At 47.9% G+C, this 16369-nt stretch carries 16 protein-coding genes; 13 read left to right on the forward strand and 3 right to left on the reverse strand.

The genetic code is table 11. From position 1 onward, the window contains the following. Positions 1-62 precede the first annotated feature (62 nt). On the forward strand, positions 63-992 hold the full coding sequence (locus LCM00_RS07965; protein WP_224899890.1) for a hypothetical protein: 930 nt from the start codon (positions 63-65) through the stop codon (positions 990-992). A 56-nt stretch (positions 993-1048) separates the two neighbouring features. On the opposite strand, the gene LCM00_RS07970 is transcribed toward LCM00_RS07965, so the two are convergent. Further along, entirely contained in the window at positions 1049-1285 is a 237-nt protein-coding gene (locus LCM00_RS07970; RefSeq protein WP_224899892.1) for an IDEAL domain-containing protein, read from the reverse strand. A 155-nt stretch (positions 1286-1440) separates the two neighbouring features. Here LCM00_RS07970 and LCM00_RS07975 point away from each other — a divergent pair, with 155 nt between their 5' ends. Then, positions 1441-2043 carry a competence protein ComK gene (locus LCM00_RS07975; RefSeq protein ID WP_224899895.1) on the forward strand — a complete coding sequence of 201 codons (603 nt, stop codon included), beginning with the start codon at positions 1441-1443 and terminating at the stop codon, positions 2041-2043. Between the two features lie 28 nt (positions 2044-2071). Here LCM00_RS07975 and LCM00_RS07980 read toward each other — a convergent pair whose 3' ends face one another. After that, positions 2072-2479: a hypothetical protein gene (locus LCM00_RS07980; RefSeq protein WP_224899898.1), complete on the reverse strand. Its 408-nt coding sequence runs from the start codon at positions 2477-2479 to the stop codon at positions 2072-2074. 240 nt (positions 2480-2719) lie between these two features. Here LCM00_RS07980 and LCM00_RS07985 point away from each other — a divergent pair, with 240 nt between their 5' ends. From LCM00_RS07985 to LCM00_RS08005, 5 genes are all read left to right on the forward strand, one after another. Further along, entirely contained in the window at positions 2720-4702 is a 1983-nt protein-coding gene (locus LCM00_RS07985; protein ID WP_224899901.1) for a S9 family peptidase, read from the forward strand. Between the two features lie 286 nt (positions 4703-4988). Continuing rightward, complete coding sequence (locus LCM00_RS07990) at positions 4989-5930, forward strand: LCP family protein (RefSeq protein ID WP_224899904.1); 942 nt, start codon at positions 4989-4991, stop codon at positions 5928-5930. 88 nt (positions 5931-6018) lie between these two features. After that, on the forward strand, positions 6019-6633 hold the full coding sequence (locus LCM00_RS07995; RefSeq protein ID WP_224899907.1) for a TVP38/TMEM64 family protein: 615 nt from the start codon (positions 6019-6021) through the stop codon (positions 6631-6633). Between the two features lie 21 nt (positions 6634-6654). Continuing rightward, complete coding sequence (lepB, locus tag LCM00_RS08000) at positions 6655-7209, forward strand: signal peptidase I (RefSeq protein WP_224899910.1); 555 nt, start codon at positions 6655-6657, stop codon at positions 7207-7209. Positions 7210-7292: 83 nt separating this feature from the next. Further along, positions 7293-10532 (forward strand): BTAD domain-containing putative transcriptional regulator, encoded by a 3240-nt coding sequence (locus LCM00_RS08005; protein WP_224899913.1) that lies wholly within the window; start codon positions 7293-7295, stop codon positions 10530-10532. 376 nt (positions 10533-10908) lie between these two features. Here the strand turns inward: LCM00_RS08005 and LCM00_RS08010 are convergent, their stop codons facing one another. Further along, a complete protein-coding gene (locus LCM00_RS08010; RefSeq protein ID WP_224899916.1) occupies positions 10909-11226 on the reverse strand; it encodes a hypothetical protein in 318 nt (105 codons plus the stop codon). A gap of 230 nt (positions 11227-11456) precedes the next feature. Here LCM00_RS08010 and LCM00_RS08015 point away from each other — a divergent pair, with 230 nt between their 5' ends. From LCM00_RS08015 to LCM00_RS08040, 6 genes are all read left to right on the forward strand, one after another. Beyond that, positions 11457-12674 (forward strand): substrate-binding domain-containing protein, encoded by a 1218-nt coding sequence (locus tag LCM00_RS08015; protein WP_224899919.1) that lies wholly within the window; start codon positions 11457-11459, stop codon positions 12672-12674. A 143-nt stretch (positions 12675-12817) separates the two neighbouring features. Then, on the forward strand, positions 12818-13585 hold the full coding sequence (locus LCM00_RS08020) for an ABC transporter ATP-binding protein (protein ID WP_224899924.1): 768 nt from the start codon (positions 12818-12820) through the stop codon (positions 13583-13585). After that, complete coding sequence (locus LCM00_RS08025; protein ID WP_224899926.1) at positions 13569-14276, forward strand: ABC transporter ATP-binding protein; 708 nt, start codon at positions 13569-13571, stop codon at positions 14274-14276. Before LCM00_RS08020 ends, LCM00_RS08025 begins: the two co-directional genes overlap by 17 nt. 15 nt (positions 14277-14291) lie before the next feature. Further along, positions 14292-15161: a branched-chain amino acid ABC transporter permease gene (locus LCM00_RS08030; RefSeq protein WP_224899928.1), complete on the forward strand. Its 870-nt coding sequence runs from the start codon at positions 14292-14294 to the stop codon at positions 15159-15161. Then, positions 15158-16156: a branched-chain amino acid ABC transporter permease gene (locus tag LCM00_RS08035; protein WP_224899931.1), complete on the forward strand. Its 999-nt coding sequence runs from the start codon at positions 15158-15160 to the stop codon at positions 16154-16156. The genes LCM00_RS08030 and LCM00_RS08035 overlap by 4 nt, the downstream gene beginning before the upstream one ends. Before the next feature lie 10 nt (positions 16157-16166). Then, a complete protein-coding gene (locus tag LCM00_RS08040) occupies positions 16167-16358 on the forward strand; it encodes a hypothetical protein (RefSeq protein WP_224899934.1) in 192 nt (63 codons plus the stop codon). The last annotated feature ends 11 nt before the right edge of the window (positions 16359-16369 follow it).

The raw sequence follows: 16369 nt of genomic DNA on the forward strand, positions 1-16369 counted from the left end.
TGAATCTTTTTCCAGACAAATCCGTATGGTTATTATACGAATCAAAAAAAGGGGACCTGGTGATGAATCTGGATCAAAGAATTGCTGAAGCAAGACAGAAGGAGCAGCAGTACGAAAAATATAAAAAACGCCTTGAGGCACTGAAGGCTGAAAGGGATCAGGAAAAGGCTTCATCAGCAAGGCTGAAGACAACTTGGGAGAAGGAGCTGAAGGAAGCAGACAAGCTCGAAGGCCCTTCATTGTCAGGATTCTTCCTGATGATCAGCGGAAAAAAGGAAGAAAGGCTGCAAAAAGAGAAAGAGGAAGCGTATAAAGCAAGGCTGCTGTATGATGAATCCTTGAAGAAAATAAAGGATTATGAAGCCGACATCAGCATGCTCGGGGAAAAAGCTGCCGGATTGGAAACGGCGGGGGCGGAATATAAAGAACTGCTATTGGAAAAAGAGCGTCTGATCCTGCAGGAAGGCGGGGCTGTCAGCGATATGCTTTTTCATTTATCAGACCGGCTGGAGGAAAGGAAAGCGATGCTTCAGGAGATACGGGAAGCTGAGAGTGCCTTGGCTGAGGCGAGGGAAGCCTTGCGCAAAGCTGATGGCGAGCTTTCGAGCGCGAAAAATTGGGGTTTCCTCGACCTTGCGGGTGGCGACTTCCTCTCGACCATGGCGAAAAGGTCGCATATGGACAAGGCAAAAGAGTCCCTGCATGACGCGCAGTATAACCTGAAAAAGCTGCAGAAGGAGCTTGATGACCTTGGCCGCTCCATTTCCGCCGAGCTTGAGGTGGGAAGCTTTTTGGGCATTGCCGATCTTTTCTTTGATAATATCTTTTCAGATTGGATGGTTCAGGAGAAAATCAATGCCTCTGCTGAAAAAGTGAAGGAATGCCTGAATGTGCTTGAGGACCTCGAAATCGAGCTCAGAACGGAGAAAGATGCTGCAGAACGGGAGATTGAGAGCTTAAAAGAGAAAAGAGTAGAGTATTTGGGCCACTGAACGGTCCGTGGATAATTAAGAAGACCCTCCGGCCGGGCCGGAGGGTTTCCAGTGTTCTAGTTTCCAAATCGTTCGTTCAATTCTTTGTACTCTTTTGATAGCTGGGTGAATAAGGCCTTGTTGCGATCATCGAGGGCTTGATCGATTTTTTGGGCCAATTTTTCTTTTTCGGATATCAGCTGCACTTCCGACAAGAGCATTTCAATGTAGAGGTGTAAGACGTACGTGTCCTTGAGCTGTTTGCGGTTCAGCGTGTTCTTTTTCATCGACTCTGCATATGACTTCTCTTTCATGAAAATCACCCCTGCTGCTTTTTAATATTATATGGAGGAGCAGGCAAAAATTCAACTAAATTATTTAAATTTTTAGAAAATTAATTCGTCAGGGATTATTTGACAATAATTGACTAAAAATTTGCAATTATCTGTAATAAAGGTGGTATAATGAAATGAAACGAAGAGCAAAGGAGATGAATCACTTGGATATGCATAAAAAAAGATTGGTGGAGGAATACGAAATAAATCCTTCTACGATGATCATCATGCCGCAGATATACGGCAAAAAAATTTATTCACGGATCTTTGAGGTGGAAGATGAATTCCTGTCCCCGTTCAAACCGTTTGATATCGTCAAAAAAAGCTGCGGCTACTTCGGTTCCTCATACGAAGGACGGAAGGATGCGACCAAAGATATCATTGGCGTGACGCATAAAGTCCCAATCGTCATCGACCCGACAAACCTGCTGTATTTTTTTCCGACAACATCCCCGAACAACCCCGATTGCATCTGGATCTCCTATGAGCATATTGCAGCCCACAATCGTACAGATCCCTCACATACAAAGGTCGTATTCGGAAACAAGCATACACTGATCCTCCCTGTGTCATCCAGCTCATTTGAAAATCAGCTTCTCAGGACAGCCCATCTAAGGACAAAGCTTCATCAGCGGATTGAAGGGCATGGCAGGAAAATGTTCTATTTCACAGATAGTCAAAGGCTCAACAGAGCTTCAGAGCCGGCTGGGAGCTACCGCAACAGGAAGCTCGAGTGATCCCTTGCATGCGGCCCCATGTGATCATTTATAGATGCTGTCCCGGCCTCTGTAGACGAAGGCGGCTCTCTTCTTGCACTGTCCAGCGTTTGAACAAGTAATATTCCATCAGCTCCTGCACCCTGTTGCGGATCCTCGGATTAAAATAATTATGGTGCTCTTCATACCCTTTATAAAGGAACATGAACATCGTGAATGCTTCATCCCGCTTTATTTCCTGAACCTGGAGGCGGTTATCCTTCATATAGCGCTTTACGCCTGCCAGCTCTGTCTGGATGAATTTCATCGTCTCCTCAATTAAATTCAGGTAAGGCTTTTTAAGTTTAAAGGGACTATTGTTAATAACACCTATGTCCCTGTTCAGCACAACCAATACCATAGGAAGGTAGATTGCCTGCTCCATAATATTTCGGTCATCCTCTGGAATTCTTGTCATATCAGCTTGCTCCTCCGAACAGAAATAGAACGTTTGTTCGTTATTATTTTACTGAATCCCTGCTTTCTATGCAAGTCGAATTTGGCATCACTCTCTAACAGTCTTCCTCATATCCAGCCATAGAGCACAATTTGGAGCAGAAAAAAATATTTTTCCTGAAAAAATGCCAGTCAGGCAGGAAAAGTATTTCTGTTGTCGAAATAAGTAGGATGGTTTTACATATAAAGGGGAGATGATTACATGGCAAAAAACACCATAGCATCAAAAGATCTGCATCATTTAAAATCGGCGGCCGACCCCCAGCTGGCGCCGAACGGAAAGGATTGTGTCTATACCGAAACCGTTATCCTGGAGGAAAAGGATGCATACAGCTCCAATCTTTATTACATAAACACAGAAGATAAAAGCGCTCCTGTCCAATGGACATTCGGCACATGGCGCAATCATTCTCCGCGCTGGTCCCAGGATGGCAGCAGGGTCGCCTTCGTGTCGAACCGCAGCGGAAAAAATCAAATCCACATCCTTTCCGCAGCCGGCGGAGAGGCCCGCCAGCTTACATACTGCAAGAACGGGGCCGGCAATCCGGTATGGTCGCCAGATGGCTCCAAAATCGCCTTTACTGTTTCCCTCGGGGAGGGAGAATCGGTCAATGACCGCGAAGGCGGGGAGCAAAAAGAAGAAAAGCCTGTTCCGCTTGAAGTGAATAAAATGAGGTATAAATCCGATGCCCAGGGCTTCTGGAACGGAAAATACACCCATATTGCCATTGCTGACACAGATACCGGTGATATCGAGCAAGTAACAGAGGGAGAAGATGATTACAGCCTTCAAAGCTGGTCGCCGGACGGGAAGCATTTGGCTGTGACAGCAGACCTGAGCGGGGACAAGGATTTTTCATATGCCAGTGATGCTTACCTGATCAATCTTGAAACGAAAGAGCATGAGAAAATCACCGGTGGCACAGGCTATTTCGGCAGTGTCACCTGGTCGCCTGACAGCCGCTATCTTGGATTGATCGGACATGAAAGGGAGTTTGAAAATGCTACCCTTTCAAAAGCGTGGGTGTATGACCGCCAACAGGGAGAACTTCGCTGCCTGACAGCAGATACAGATCTTCTGGTAGGAGATTATGCGATCGGCGATTTTCAGCAGGGAGCCGTTTCTCCAGGCCTTCTCTGGTCAGATGATAACCGGAGCTTCTATTTCCTTGCGACTGATAATGGCAGCACTGCAGTCTACTACGGGACGGTGGAAGGAGAGCTGTTCCCTGCGCTGCTTGACAGGCAGCATGTCTATGGCCTGTCAACCGGAGGGAATAATGACAGGGCTGTAGTGGCTATAAGCAAGCCGGATCATCCAGGCGACCTGTTCCTGCTGGAAGTCACTACAGGCAAACTGAAGCAGCTGACAGCTGTCAACTCAGAGTTTCTGGAGAAAACCGGCCTTTCCGCAGCAGAGCCGATTGAATTTACTTCAGGTGACGGATGGGATCTCCATGGCTGGCTGATGAAGCCTGCCGGATTCGAAGAAGGGAAGAAATATCCGCTGGTCCTTGAAATCCATGGCGGGCCGCATGCGATGTATGCCAATTCCTATTTCCATGAGTTCCAGGTCCTTGCCGCTAAAGGCTATGCTGTTCTCTATATCAATCCAAGGGGCAGCCATGGGTACGGACAGAAATTTGTTGATGCCGTCCGCGGTGACTACGGGGGCAGGGATTACGAGGATTTGATGGATGCAGTCGATTATGTGCTGAAGGAATATTCGTTCATCGACCAGGACAGGCTCGGGGTGACGGGAGGAAGCTATGGCGGCTTCATGACCAATTGGATCATCGGCCACACAGACAGGTTCAAGGCAGCCGTCACCCAGCGTTCGATCTCAAACTGGATCAGCTTCTATGGAGTGAGCGACATCGGCTATTATTTCACAGATTGGCAGATCCAGGCAGGGCTTGATGATATCGAAAAGCTTTGGAAGCACTCGCCGCTTGCTTATGTTGATCAAATGAATACGCCATTGCTGATCCTTCACGGCGAGAAGGATTTCCGCTGTCCGATTGAACAGGCGGAACAGCTGTTCATCAGCCTGAAGCACCGCAAAAAAGAAACGAGCTTTGTGAGGTTCCCTGAATCCAACCATGAGCTCTCCAGGAGCGGGAAACCTTCGCTCCGGATCAGCCGCCTTGATTATATCTCAGGCTGGTTTGATAAGCATTTGTAATTTTTTATCAGTAAATAGCAGGATAATCCAGAAAAACAACCGCAAAGCTGTGAGTCTTTGCGGTTTTTTGTGTACAATAAAAATGAAGGGCAGTCCTTCAGGATGCCAGACCGGCAAGGAAAAAAAGAAATACAAGAAGGACAAGCGAAACCTTTTGTCCCCGGACAGAGTCATATAAAGTGGTAATCTTTTTTTATAAACCGGAGTTTTGAAACTGCGGTTCTGCCGGCTCACTGAAAATAAACAGCTGCTGCGGGCCTGACTATATAATGGAAGGATAATTGCGATGAGATCGGATCGATACGAAAGAAAGCAGAAAAAGACGAAGCGCAAATGGAAGCTGGCTGTGTTAATTCTGCTGTTGATTATTGCCGGCACACTTGCGTATGCATACTACCAGTTTAATCAAGGTATGGCACAGTCTGAAGATAAAGTAAAAAATATCAAAGAAGTGAAATATGAATTCAATGGCGAAACAGACAAATACGGAGGCACGAACGTACTGCTGCTTGGAAGTGATGCACGCGGGGAAGAAACGCCGAGGACCGATACAATCATGGTGGGGCAGTACCATCCTGATAAGGGGACATATAAAATCATTTCCATTATGAGGGATTCGTATGTGGACATTCCGGGCCACGGCAAAAACAGGATTAATGCTGCCTTTGCATACGGCGGCCCTGAATTATTGAGGCAGACGATCAAGGAGAACTTTGATATTGATATCCAGTATTATTCGATTGTCGATTTTCAGGGATTTGTCCAGCTGATCGATGAAGCCTTTCCGAACGGGGTCGAAGTGGACGTTGAAAAGGAGATGTCGGATAATATAGGAGTAACGCTGAAGCCAGGGCTTCAAAGGCTGGACGGAGAGCATCTGCTCGGCTATGTGCGCTTCCGCCATGATGCTGTAGGTGATTTCGGCAGGGTGGAGAGGCAGCAGAAGGTGATGACGGAAATTGCCGATCAGTTCACCAGCATTCAGACATTGCCTAAGCTTCCTAAGCTGGTAGGTGTCGTTACCCCGTATATCAACACAAATATGGATACCGGAGACATTTTATATATGGGCAAAAGCCTTCTGTCTAAGGAAGGCAGGCAGATTGAGACATTAAGGGTCCCTGTGGAAGGTTCCTATTGGGATGAAACTACTCCAGGAGGGGCGGATGTCCTTGGAGTCAATCTGGAACAAAACCGGCAGGCGATTAACGGGTTTTTGTCGAAATAAAAAGGCACAGGGTGGAATTTGTGGTGTAAAGACTCCTTGCCAGAGGTAAGAATAAATACCGAATTGTTTTTATTAAGGAGATTTTTCAATGGATTTTGACTTGCTCAAGGATTGGCTGACACTGGAAAATATAATGGATCTTATTGAACGCTACCGTTCTTTTGGGCCGCTGCCCGGAATATTGCTGCCAATGCTTGAAGCTTTCCTGCCTTTTCTGCCGCTGTTCCTGTTCGTCATGGCAAATGCCAATGCTTTTGGTTTGTGGCTAGGCTTTCTGATATCCTGGGCAGGTGCATGTGCAGGGGCCATGCTTGTTTTTTACCTGATCCGGACTTACGGGCAGAAGAGGATATTAACCTTTCTGAGGAAACATGCAAAGGTGCAGCAGCTGATGAGCTGGATCGAGCGCCATGGTTTTGGCCCATTGTTCATCCTGCTTTGTTTTCCCTTTACGCCTTCGGCCATTGTGAATATAGTGGCCGGACTTTCCAAAATAAGCTTTGCTCAGTATATGCTGGCAGTACTGACAGGCAAAATGGTCATGATTTTCACTATAAGCTTCATTGGCTATGATATAAGATCATTGGTGACACAGCCCATCAGGACAGTGATTGTCCTTGCCGTTATTTTCATTCTTTGGTATGTCGGCAAAAGGATCGAAGTAAAGATTAACATGGGAGCAGATAAAGACAGCAGCAAATAAACCATGGAGGTGGGGGACCGCGTGAAAGAAGAGGTTAAGCGGGAGGGTCTTGAGTGGATAAAGGCCTTCGCGATCGGAATCATCATTTTTGTTTTTATCCGTATGTTTTTCTTTTCAAATTATGTTGTTGAAGGCGGGTCCATGATGCCGACGCTGCAGGATGGAAACAAACTGGTTGTCAATAAAATCGGCTATCAGATCGGGGAGCTCCAAAGATTTGATGTCATAGTCTTCCATGCTAATGAAAAAGAGGATTACGTCAAAAGGATCATCGGGCTGCCGGGCGACAGTGTCGACTATAAAGATGACCATCTTTATATAAACGGCAAGCTTGTAGAGGAGCCTTTCCTTGAAAAATACAGAAAAGAAACCCTCGGCGGACGCCTGACCGGCGATTTCACCCTGGAGGAAGTGGCTCATACAGAAACAGTGCCTGAAGGACAGCTGTTCGTCCTTGGGGACAACAGGCTGGAAAGCTGGGATGGCCGGCATTTCGGCTGCATTGATGCTGACCAGGTGGTAGGAAAGGTGAATCTGCGCTACTGGCCAATTGATGAAATGGATATTAAATTCTAAGGACTTGGAGAATTCAAGTCCTTTTTGTATGCAAATATGCTAAAATAGTCTAAAAATTATAAAAATGGAAAGGGGGGATAAAAATGCCTGTCATCAAGACCAAGCTGATGGTGCCGCCAGTCAAAGAAGGTTATATAAGGAGAGCAAGACTTTCGGCAAAAATGAAAGCGGTTGCTGGATATCCGCTGTGCATTGTCGAGTCAGGTGCCGGGTATGGAAAAAGTACGGCCCTGGCCTTGTTCGTCCATGATGAAAAGCTTCCTTGCAGCTGGTATTCCATCTCATCAGAGGATGACGATATCATTCCTTTTCTATCCTGCCTTCTGGCATCGATCCGTTTAGCTCATCCAGATTTCGGGACTGAAATCTTAAGCATCCTGGACCAGCTGGACCGGTATGTAAAAGAAGAAGAGATCCGTTCACTCGCCTCTTTGTTCTTAAATGAAGCAGCTCTCCATGAGGAAAATTTACTGCTGATCCTTGATGACTTTCATCAGGTTGAGCACTCCTTTACGATTAACTGCTGGATGGAAACCCTCCTTGAACATATTCCGCCGAACCTTCACCTTATCATCTCAAGCAGAAGCAGGCCGGGATGGAAGCTGCTGAAAAAGATGAGGGTCACAGACAAGCTCCTTGAAATAACGAAAGAGGACCTGGTCCTTTCCCGGGATGAAGTGGAGCTGCTCTTGAATGAATTATACGGAATATCCATTAAGCAGGAGGATTTGGACAGGATTTGCCTTGCTACAGAGGGCTGGGTCATTGCTGTCGGCATGATCGGGCAGCAGCTGACAGACAAAAAAAGCATTTCTAATTTATTCGGAGCATCGTCCGGATCCCTGGCAGACCTTTTTCAATATCTGGTCACAGAGGTGTTTGCCAAACAGCCGCCGCTTATCCAGCAATTCCTTGAACAAACAAGCATTTTTGATGATATGACAGAAGAACTTTGCAATGAGGTCCTGGGGATCGCAGGGGCAGGGGCGATGCTTCAGCAGCTGACAGAGAAGAACCTGTTTATCCATAAGATAGGGGAAAAGGTATACAGATACCATGCCCTGTTTAAGGAATTCCTGGAAAAGCAGCTAAAAGCCGGACAGCCGCAAAGCTTTCGTCTTTTAAATGAGCGGTGTGCCCGCCATTTCGTACGGAGCCTTCAGTGGGATGATGCCCTTAAGCATTTTGAAAAGATCGGTTCAACAGAGGAAATGGCGTCTATATTAAGCGACCAGGGGCTAAGGATGCTTGAAACCGGTAAGCTCGGAAGCCTGTCAGACCGGATTGCGGGCATCCCCGGACATACAAAGGACAGATTTTTCCCTGTCTGGTTTCTAGAAGGGGAAGTATTGCGCTACAGATCTTCGTACCAGGAAGCGGAGCTTGCCTATGACAGGGCGGCATCAGGAGCTGACCGAAAGCAGGACCTGATTTGGAAGGCGCGTGCACTTGAAGGGAAGGCGAGGATCTATCTTGACACAATTCAGCCTCATAAAGCAGAGCGCATTTTATCCCAGGCGATACAGCTGAAGGAGGGGGATATCCGCGGAGGGAAGGACGAGCCGGCAAGGCTTTACCATTTACTTGCGGAAAACCTTATAAATGCCGGGCAGGCTGCCAAGGCAGAAAAATGGATGGAGAGGGCAGAATCCATGGGGCATCAGATGCTGGACAAAAGCCTTCTGGCACGGCTCTATTTAAGGACGGGTAAATTGGCGGAAAGCCGGAGAATCTTGATGGCCGGCCGCAAAACAAAGAGTGAGGGCAAACCGCTCCCGAAATCCCACAGGGAGACTGATCTGCTGCTTGCCCTTATCGAGGCATTTACAGGCAATGGGGCAGAAGCGAAAAAACTGTCCCAGGAAGGCATCCAGCAGGGAATCAGTACAAAGGCCCCGTTCGTAGAAGCCTGCGGCTGGATCAGGCTTGGGCATGCGGCACAGCTGCTGGGGGAATATGATTCTGCACTTGCGGAAAAATGCTACAGGACTGCATTGGACATAATGGACCGGCTGGAAATTGAAAGAGGAAAAGCAGAGCCGTTAATGGGATTATGCATTTTATACGGAGAACGGAATGACTACGGCAAATCGATGGATGCCGGGAAGGCAGGATTGCAGGAAACCGAGAGAGTGAAAGATATTTGGCTGTCTTCGCTGATCCTCATCAGTATGGGCATCAGCTCTGCTTATGGGGCGCGCTTCGGTGAAGCTGATAGGCATTTTGAACTTGCCTCAAGCATGCTTCAGCAGTGCGGAGATGATTACGGCTGTATGCTGGCTTTATTCTGGCAAGCCTATTCTGCTCATCAGCAGGGACATCAGGAAGGTTTTCAAAACTCTTTTAAATCTTTCCTCAGCCAGATGCAATGGGGGGAGTATGAGTTCTTTCTGTTCAAGAGGACATTGTTCGGCCCCAGGGACTTGCAGATGTTTGCGCCCCTTCTGATTGAAGCGGAAAAAAGCGGCATCATGCCTGATTATACTGCAAGGCTGCTAAAAGAAATGAATCTTGGCAATCTTCATTCCCACCCGGGGTTCACTCTCAAAGTAAAAACGCTCGGGCAGTTCCGTGTATGGCTGGGCGATAAGGAAATCGACGAAGGGGGATGGCAGCGGGGCAAAGCCAAAGAGCTTCTCCAGCTTTTTCTCACCCATCTCCACCAGCTTATCCGGAAAGAGGATATTTTTGATATGCTTTGGCCGGAGCAGGATGCCATGAGTGCGGATAGAGACTTTAAGGTTGCTCTGAACGCACTTAATAACGTACTTGAACCAAACCGCAAGCCAAGGAAAACCCCATTCTTCATCAGCAGGGAAGGCACCTCCTATGGGATCAATCCAAAAGCTGTCATTGATTTGGACTCCATCCTTTTTGAGGAGTGGATCAAAGAGGGGCTGGAAGAGAAAGACCATGGAAAAAGCATTCACAGACTAGAAAGGGCCCTGCAATTGTACACAGGGGACTATCTGCCTGAAAGGCGCTATGAGGATTGGTGCATCAGTGAAAAAGAAAGGCTGCAGGTCTACTTTCTGAGGGGGGCTGAAAAGCTCGCACAGCTTTGCGTCCGGAAGGAAGACTATGATATGGCGATCGAATGGTGTGAAAGAATAATAGATAAGGACCGGACTTGGGAGGAAGCTTACAGGCTCCTGATGTATTGTTATTACAGCAAAAACAATCGCCCCCGGGCAATCAGATGGTTCCAGAAGTGCTGTGAGGTGCTTGAAGAAGAGCTGGGCGTGGCGCCTCTGGAGCCTACGCTCCATATGCATGAAATGATCATGGAATCGGGGAATGTGGCGGGACATGCGCAGCGGTGATTTGTGGAAAAAAATGTAAACAGGAATGAATACCGCTAATTCTGGGGCGAATAAATGAAAAACTGGGATGAATAATTCTAATTCTTGGACGAATAACAGCCAATTTGGGTAGAAAAGATTAAATTTTAGAATGAATAATGCCAGCGGCCCACTTCGGGCCGCTGTTATTACCTGAATCTGACTGGGCCGGAGCCTTTGCTCCGGCGCTTTTTAGCATTAGAGAATTTTTAACGGTGTGTTTTCCGCTTTTCTATTGTCCAGCTCCAAAGCCTAGCCCCTCGAGGTCTTAAGTCAAGCAGATCAAAAGGTTAAAGAGCCAATCTTTCGCTCTGCTCGCCTTAAGCTTGTCGGGGCTGAGCAAGGCTTTTCCGCTTTTCTATTTAACAAGCTGCGCCTTATAAGCAGGCTGGCAGTATACGCAGATGTGGACATTGACGTCGGCAATGAGGATGTCGGCGGCATTGTATTCAATATCACAGAATGAGCAGGCAACCATTTTGTCTTCTTCGAATGCTTCAACAGTTTCAGGAATAGGGTCATTTACCTTGATAAGCTCCACCCAGATGCCTTTTGAAAGCGGAAGTTTGGTCTTTAAATATTCATTGGCTGCCTCTTCTGTTTCCCAAAAGCCTAAATCCCACAGCAGTTCATTTGCGCTTCCATCCTGTGTCATCAATCCATAAACTGTTTTCATTATCTTTCGTCTCCTCTCAGACGGAAATTAAGATCAATAGATTTCTTATCTCTTTTCCGCTTTTCTTGTGTATTAAACCATTTGCAGGAATTTCCAGATCAGGCAGGTCTATTTTATCCGCCAATAGAAATTAAGAATATATCTTAGCTGTAACCGATTTGTAACTGGGGCTGATTAGGATGAAGGCAGGAAGATTTGCAGCAAACAATTGATTTCAAGGGGGAAAAAGGATGGAAAAGAATACAAGGAAAATGGCATTGGGCTGCCTGATGTCGCTGATGGTGGTCTTTTCGAGTGCCTGCAGTTCAGAAGAATCGGGAGGCAGCGGGGATGAGAAGAGTGAACCGATTAAAATCGGCGTCCTGGCCTCTCAGACGGGCGGGCTTGAGTCATACGGGGAACAGACCCTGCGCGGCTTTGAGCTGGGCCTGGAATATGCAACAGACGGTAAAAATGAAGTGGCTGGAAGGAAGATTGAGTTCATTGTAGAGGATACTGAAACAAAGCCGGAAGTAGCCGTCCAAAAGGCGACAAAGCTTCTTGAAGAAGATGAAGTTGATTTCCTGGTCGGATCCTCCAGCTCAGGGGATACATTGGCTGTGCTTCCCCTCGCAGAAGAATATGAGAAAATCATGGTCGTCGAGCCGGCGGTAGCTGACAGCATCACAGGTTCAGAGTTTAACCCTTATATCTTCAGGACCGCGCGCAACTCCTCTCAGGATGCAGTCGCTGGTGCTGCAGCCATCGCCGGGGACGGTGTGAAAATAGCGACGCTTGCCCCTGATTATTCTTTCGGGCGCGACGGTGTGGCCGCCTTCAGGGATGCAGCTGTAAAGCTTGGCGCTGAAATTGTCCATGAAGAGTACGCGGATCCTGCCGCAACCGACTTTACTGCAAACATCCAGAAAGTGATTGATTCCAAGCCGGATTATCTGTTTGTCATCTGGGCGGGGGCCAATTCACCCTGGAATCAGATTGCCGATATGAAGGTCCAGGATAAAGGCATCAAAATCTCAACGGGCGCCCCTGATATCGCTGCCCTTGCAACAATGGAGCCATTGATTGGAATGGAGGGGTTCTCCGTCTATTATCACGATCTTCCAGATAACGAGATCAACAGCTGGCTGGTAGAGGAGCATAAAAAGCGGTTTGACGGAGATGTGCCGGATCTGTTCACTCCAGGAGGCATGAGCGCCGCTATCTCCATCGTGGAAGCACTGAAGAAAACCGAGGGCAGTACAGATGCAGACACGCTCATTGAGACAATGGAAGGAATGAGCTTTGAGACACCGAAGGGGAAGATGACATTCAGGGCAGAAGACCATCAGGCCCTTCAGGCCTTGTACGCAATCAAGCTGGAGAAAAAGGATGGTGTCCCATACCCTGTACCAGTGCTTGTGAGGGAGCTGTCACCTGAAGAAACAGCGCCTCCTGTCCTGAACAAGTAAGTGAAAACCGGATTATAAACAGTAATGGCAATGGACTCCGGCAGCAGGCCTGAGTCCATTGCTGCAAAGCGGATCCGGGGAATGCCCGGGCATCCTTTAGGAGTATGCCCCGGGCAGCTGAATAAAGAAGTGGAGGTGGGCATATGGGTCCAATCATAGAAACAAAAGATTTATCAATCGCTTTCGGAGGCCATAAAGCAGTGGATTCTGTCTCGCTTGCTGTCCCGGAAAATGAATTTTTATCGATCATCGGTCCGAATGGAGCTGGCAAAACAACTTTTTTCAACCTGCTGAGCGGCCAGCTCGCCCCTACAGGGGGATCGATCCATTTGCGGGGGGAAGACATCACAAAGCTTTCTTCTGTTGAAAGGACGAGAAGGGGAATCGGCAGAAGCTTTCAAATTACCAATGTATTCCCAAGTTTGACTGTATTGGAGAATGTGAGGCTTGCGGTCCAGTCCCAGGCCGGCATCCGCTATCAGATGCTGCGCCATTTTAAGAGTTACAAAGAGCTTGAAGAAAAAGCGTCTGAATGGCTGAAGCTGGTCTTGCTTGATAAAAAACAGGATGCAGCCGCCGCCAATCTGGCGCACGGCGAGAAAAGAAAGCTGGAAATTGCCATGCTCCTCGCCCTGAATACCGAGGTTCTGCTGCTGGATGAGCCGACCGCAGGGATGTCACTGGAAGAGGTTCCGGCCATCCTTGAAGTCATCAGGAAAATCAAGCAGGAAAGCGGCAGGACCATCATCCTGATTGAACACAAAATGGATATGATCCTTGATTTATCAGACAGCGTCATGGTGCTGTTCAATGGCTCCCTTCTGGCTAAGGGGACACCTAGGGAAATCATGGAGAATGAAACGGTGCAATCTGCATATCTGGGAGGTTTTGAGCATGCAGGTTCAGCTTAAGCTGACAGATGTAGAAACGTATATAGGCCAGTACCACATCCTGCAGGGAGTCTCCCTGGAAGTGGCGAAAGGGGAAGTCACCGTGCTTCTGGGCCGCAATGGCGCAGGGAAGACTTCCACACTCAGAACCATCATGGGGCACAATGTCCTGAGCAATGGAAGCATTGAGTGGAAAGGAACAGAAATTGGCGGCCTGCCTCCTTATGAGATTGCGAGAAAAGGACTTGGCTATGTGCCGGAGGACCAGGGTATATTTGCAGGGCTGACGGTTGAGGAAAATATGAAGGTGGCCATGCGGAAAGAGACTCCTTCCGCTTTGGAAAAACTGGATTGGACGCTGGACCTATTCCCGGACTTGAAGCGTTTTTGGAAAAAGCCGGGCGGTCTTTTAAGCGGAGGGCAGAAACAGATGCTTTCCATCGCAAGGGCTTATGTGAATGATAATGATTTAATGCTGATCGATGAGCCCAGCAAAGGGCTGGCACCGATCATGGTTGAAAAAGTGATGGATTCTATCATGCAAATGAAGGAAAAAACTACGATCGTCCTTGTTGAACAGAACTTCATGATGGCGAGCGCGGTCGGCGACCGCTTCTATATTATCGATGATGGAAGAACGGTCGGGGGCGGGCCGATGTCAGTGCTCAAGGAAGATGAATCTATGAGGAAAAAATATTTGGGCATTGCCTAGGAAGGAGAGTAAAAGATGGAGGTTCTTATTAACCTTAGCATAAACGGGCTTGCGACCGGCATTCTGATTTTTTTGCTGGCAGCAGGCCTGACGCTCATATTCGGATTGATGGATGTCCTTAATTTTGCCCATGGCGGACTGTTTGCATGGGGGGCCTATAGCGGGACATGGATATTTGCCCAGACAGGCAGCTTTGCTGCCGGAATCATCGGGGCAGTCGTAACCGGGCTTATACTGGGTTTTTTGACGGAACGGTGGATCATCAAGCCGGTGTACGGGAATCATATCCAGCAGATATTGATCACACTTGGACTGATGCTTGTATTATCCGAGCTTCTTAAAGTGGTCTGGGGCCCCAATCAGCTGTCCGCTTCCCCGCCATCCTACCTGGCCGGCAGCTGGGAGCTTGGCGGCGTGATCATCATTAAATACAGGGTATTTATCATCATCGTCGGCCTGCTTGTTTTCCTCGGGGTGCAGTATATTCTGCGCAACACCAAAATCGGGCTTGTTGTACGGGCCGGTGTCATGGATAAAGAGATGGTCCAGTCCCTCGGGATTAATATTAAAAGAGTCTTTATGATTGTTTTCATGGCAGGATCGGGAATGGCCGCATTGGGCGGGGTGCTTTTAGGCCCGTATTCGGGTGTCATCCATGCAGAGATGGGGATGGAGTTTGCCATTCTTGCTTTCATCGTTGTTGTAATTGGGGGAATGGGCAGTTTCTCAGGATCCATTCTTGCTGCCATTCTGGTAGGGCTTGCCGGAGCTTTCATGTCCTATTATGTTCCTTCCCTTTCCCTGGCCGTTAACATGCTGCTGATGGCTGCTGTGCTTATCTTCAGGCCGCAGGGGCTATTCAGATTGAAGGGGCGGGGAGTATGAAGCATACCATTGATAATAAAAAGGCCGTGATCTACACGTTTATAGCAGCGGCATTGATGCTGCTTCCATTTGTATATGAATCAAGGACAATGCTGATCTTGTTTACACAGATATTTATTTTTGCCATTTTTGCCATGAGCTACGATATCCTGCTTGGATATACAGGGATTGTTTCCTTCGGCCATGCCATGTTTTTCGGGATCGGCGCCTATACAGCAGGCGTGATGATGAAAAGGCTGGAACCGACGATGGTGAACCTCCTATTGGCTGTGCTGCTGACAATTATTCTTACCGCTGTTCTCAGTTATGCAGTCGGCCTTTTGACATTAAGGCTGAAAAGCCATTTTTATGCCATGCTGACCCTGGCATTTGCCGGCCTTTTCCTGGTTCTTGCCGAGAAATGGAGAACCGTTACGTACGGAAACGACGGATTTACCTTCAGGGTCCCCGATCTATTAAAAGACCGGACAGACTTCTACTTCATCTGCCTGGCGGCTATGATTCTCGTTTTTATGATATTGTCGCGTTTTACCCACTCCCCGCTCGGAAGGGTGCTCCAGGCCATCCGTGAAAATGAACAGCGGACAGAGTCCCTTGGCTATAATGTGATTCAGTACAAAATTGCTGCAAGTGTTGCAGCCGGTGTCATAGCGGGGATTGCCGGGATGCTGTACAGCATATCCCTCCGGTTCGTGAATACGAGCGTATTTACGATGGATATCACTCTTGATGCCCTTCTGATGACAATTATAGGCGGAGTCGGAACATTGGCGGGCGCCATCATCGGGGCCGGGATTATTGAATTTGCCCACCACGGGCTGACAGAACTTGCAAAGGTCCATTGGATTTTTGAAAGGTGGATCATCTTCTTTGGAATCATTTATATATTGGCCGTCATGTTCTTCCCAAAAGGAATCATCGGGACGCTCAAAGGGAAGCAATGGAAACGCACGGAGAAAAAAGCAGACAAAAAAGAAGAAAAGATCGCCGGCTAGGGGGGAGAAAATGGTTCATGGCCAGGTTGCCTCGTTCATTATCCGGATATATCTGAGTGACCGGGAAGGAACAGCAGGCAAAAGAAATTGGAGAATCAAGGTGACGCATGTGCAGGAAGACCGGGAGACGTTCTTTGAAACACTGGAAGAAGCCAATGATTATATGAAAATGGCAGCCGGGGTGATGGGGCCGGTGCAGTAGGGAGGCGGAAA

This window comes from Bacillus infantis, assembly GCF_020171945.1.
Taxonomy (GTDB): domain Bacteria; phylum Bacillota; class Bacilli; order Bacillales; family Cytobacillaceae; genus Bacillus_AB; species Bacillus_AB infantis_A.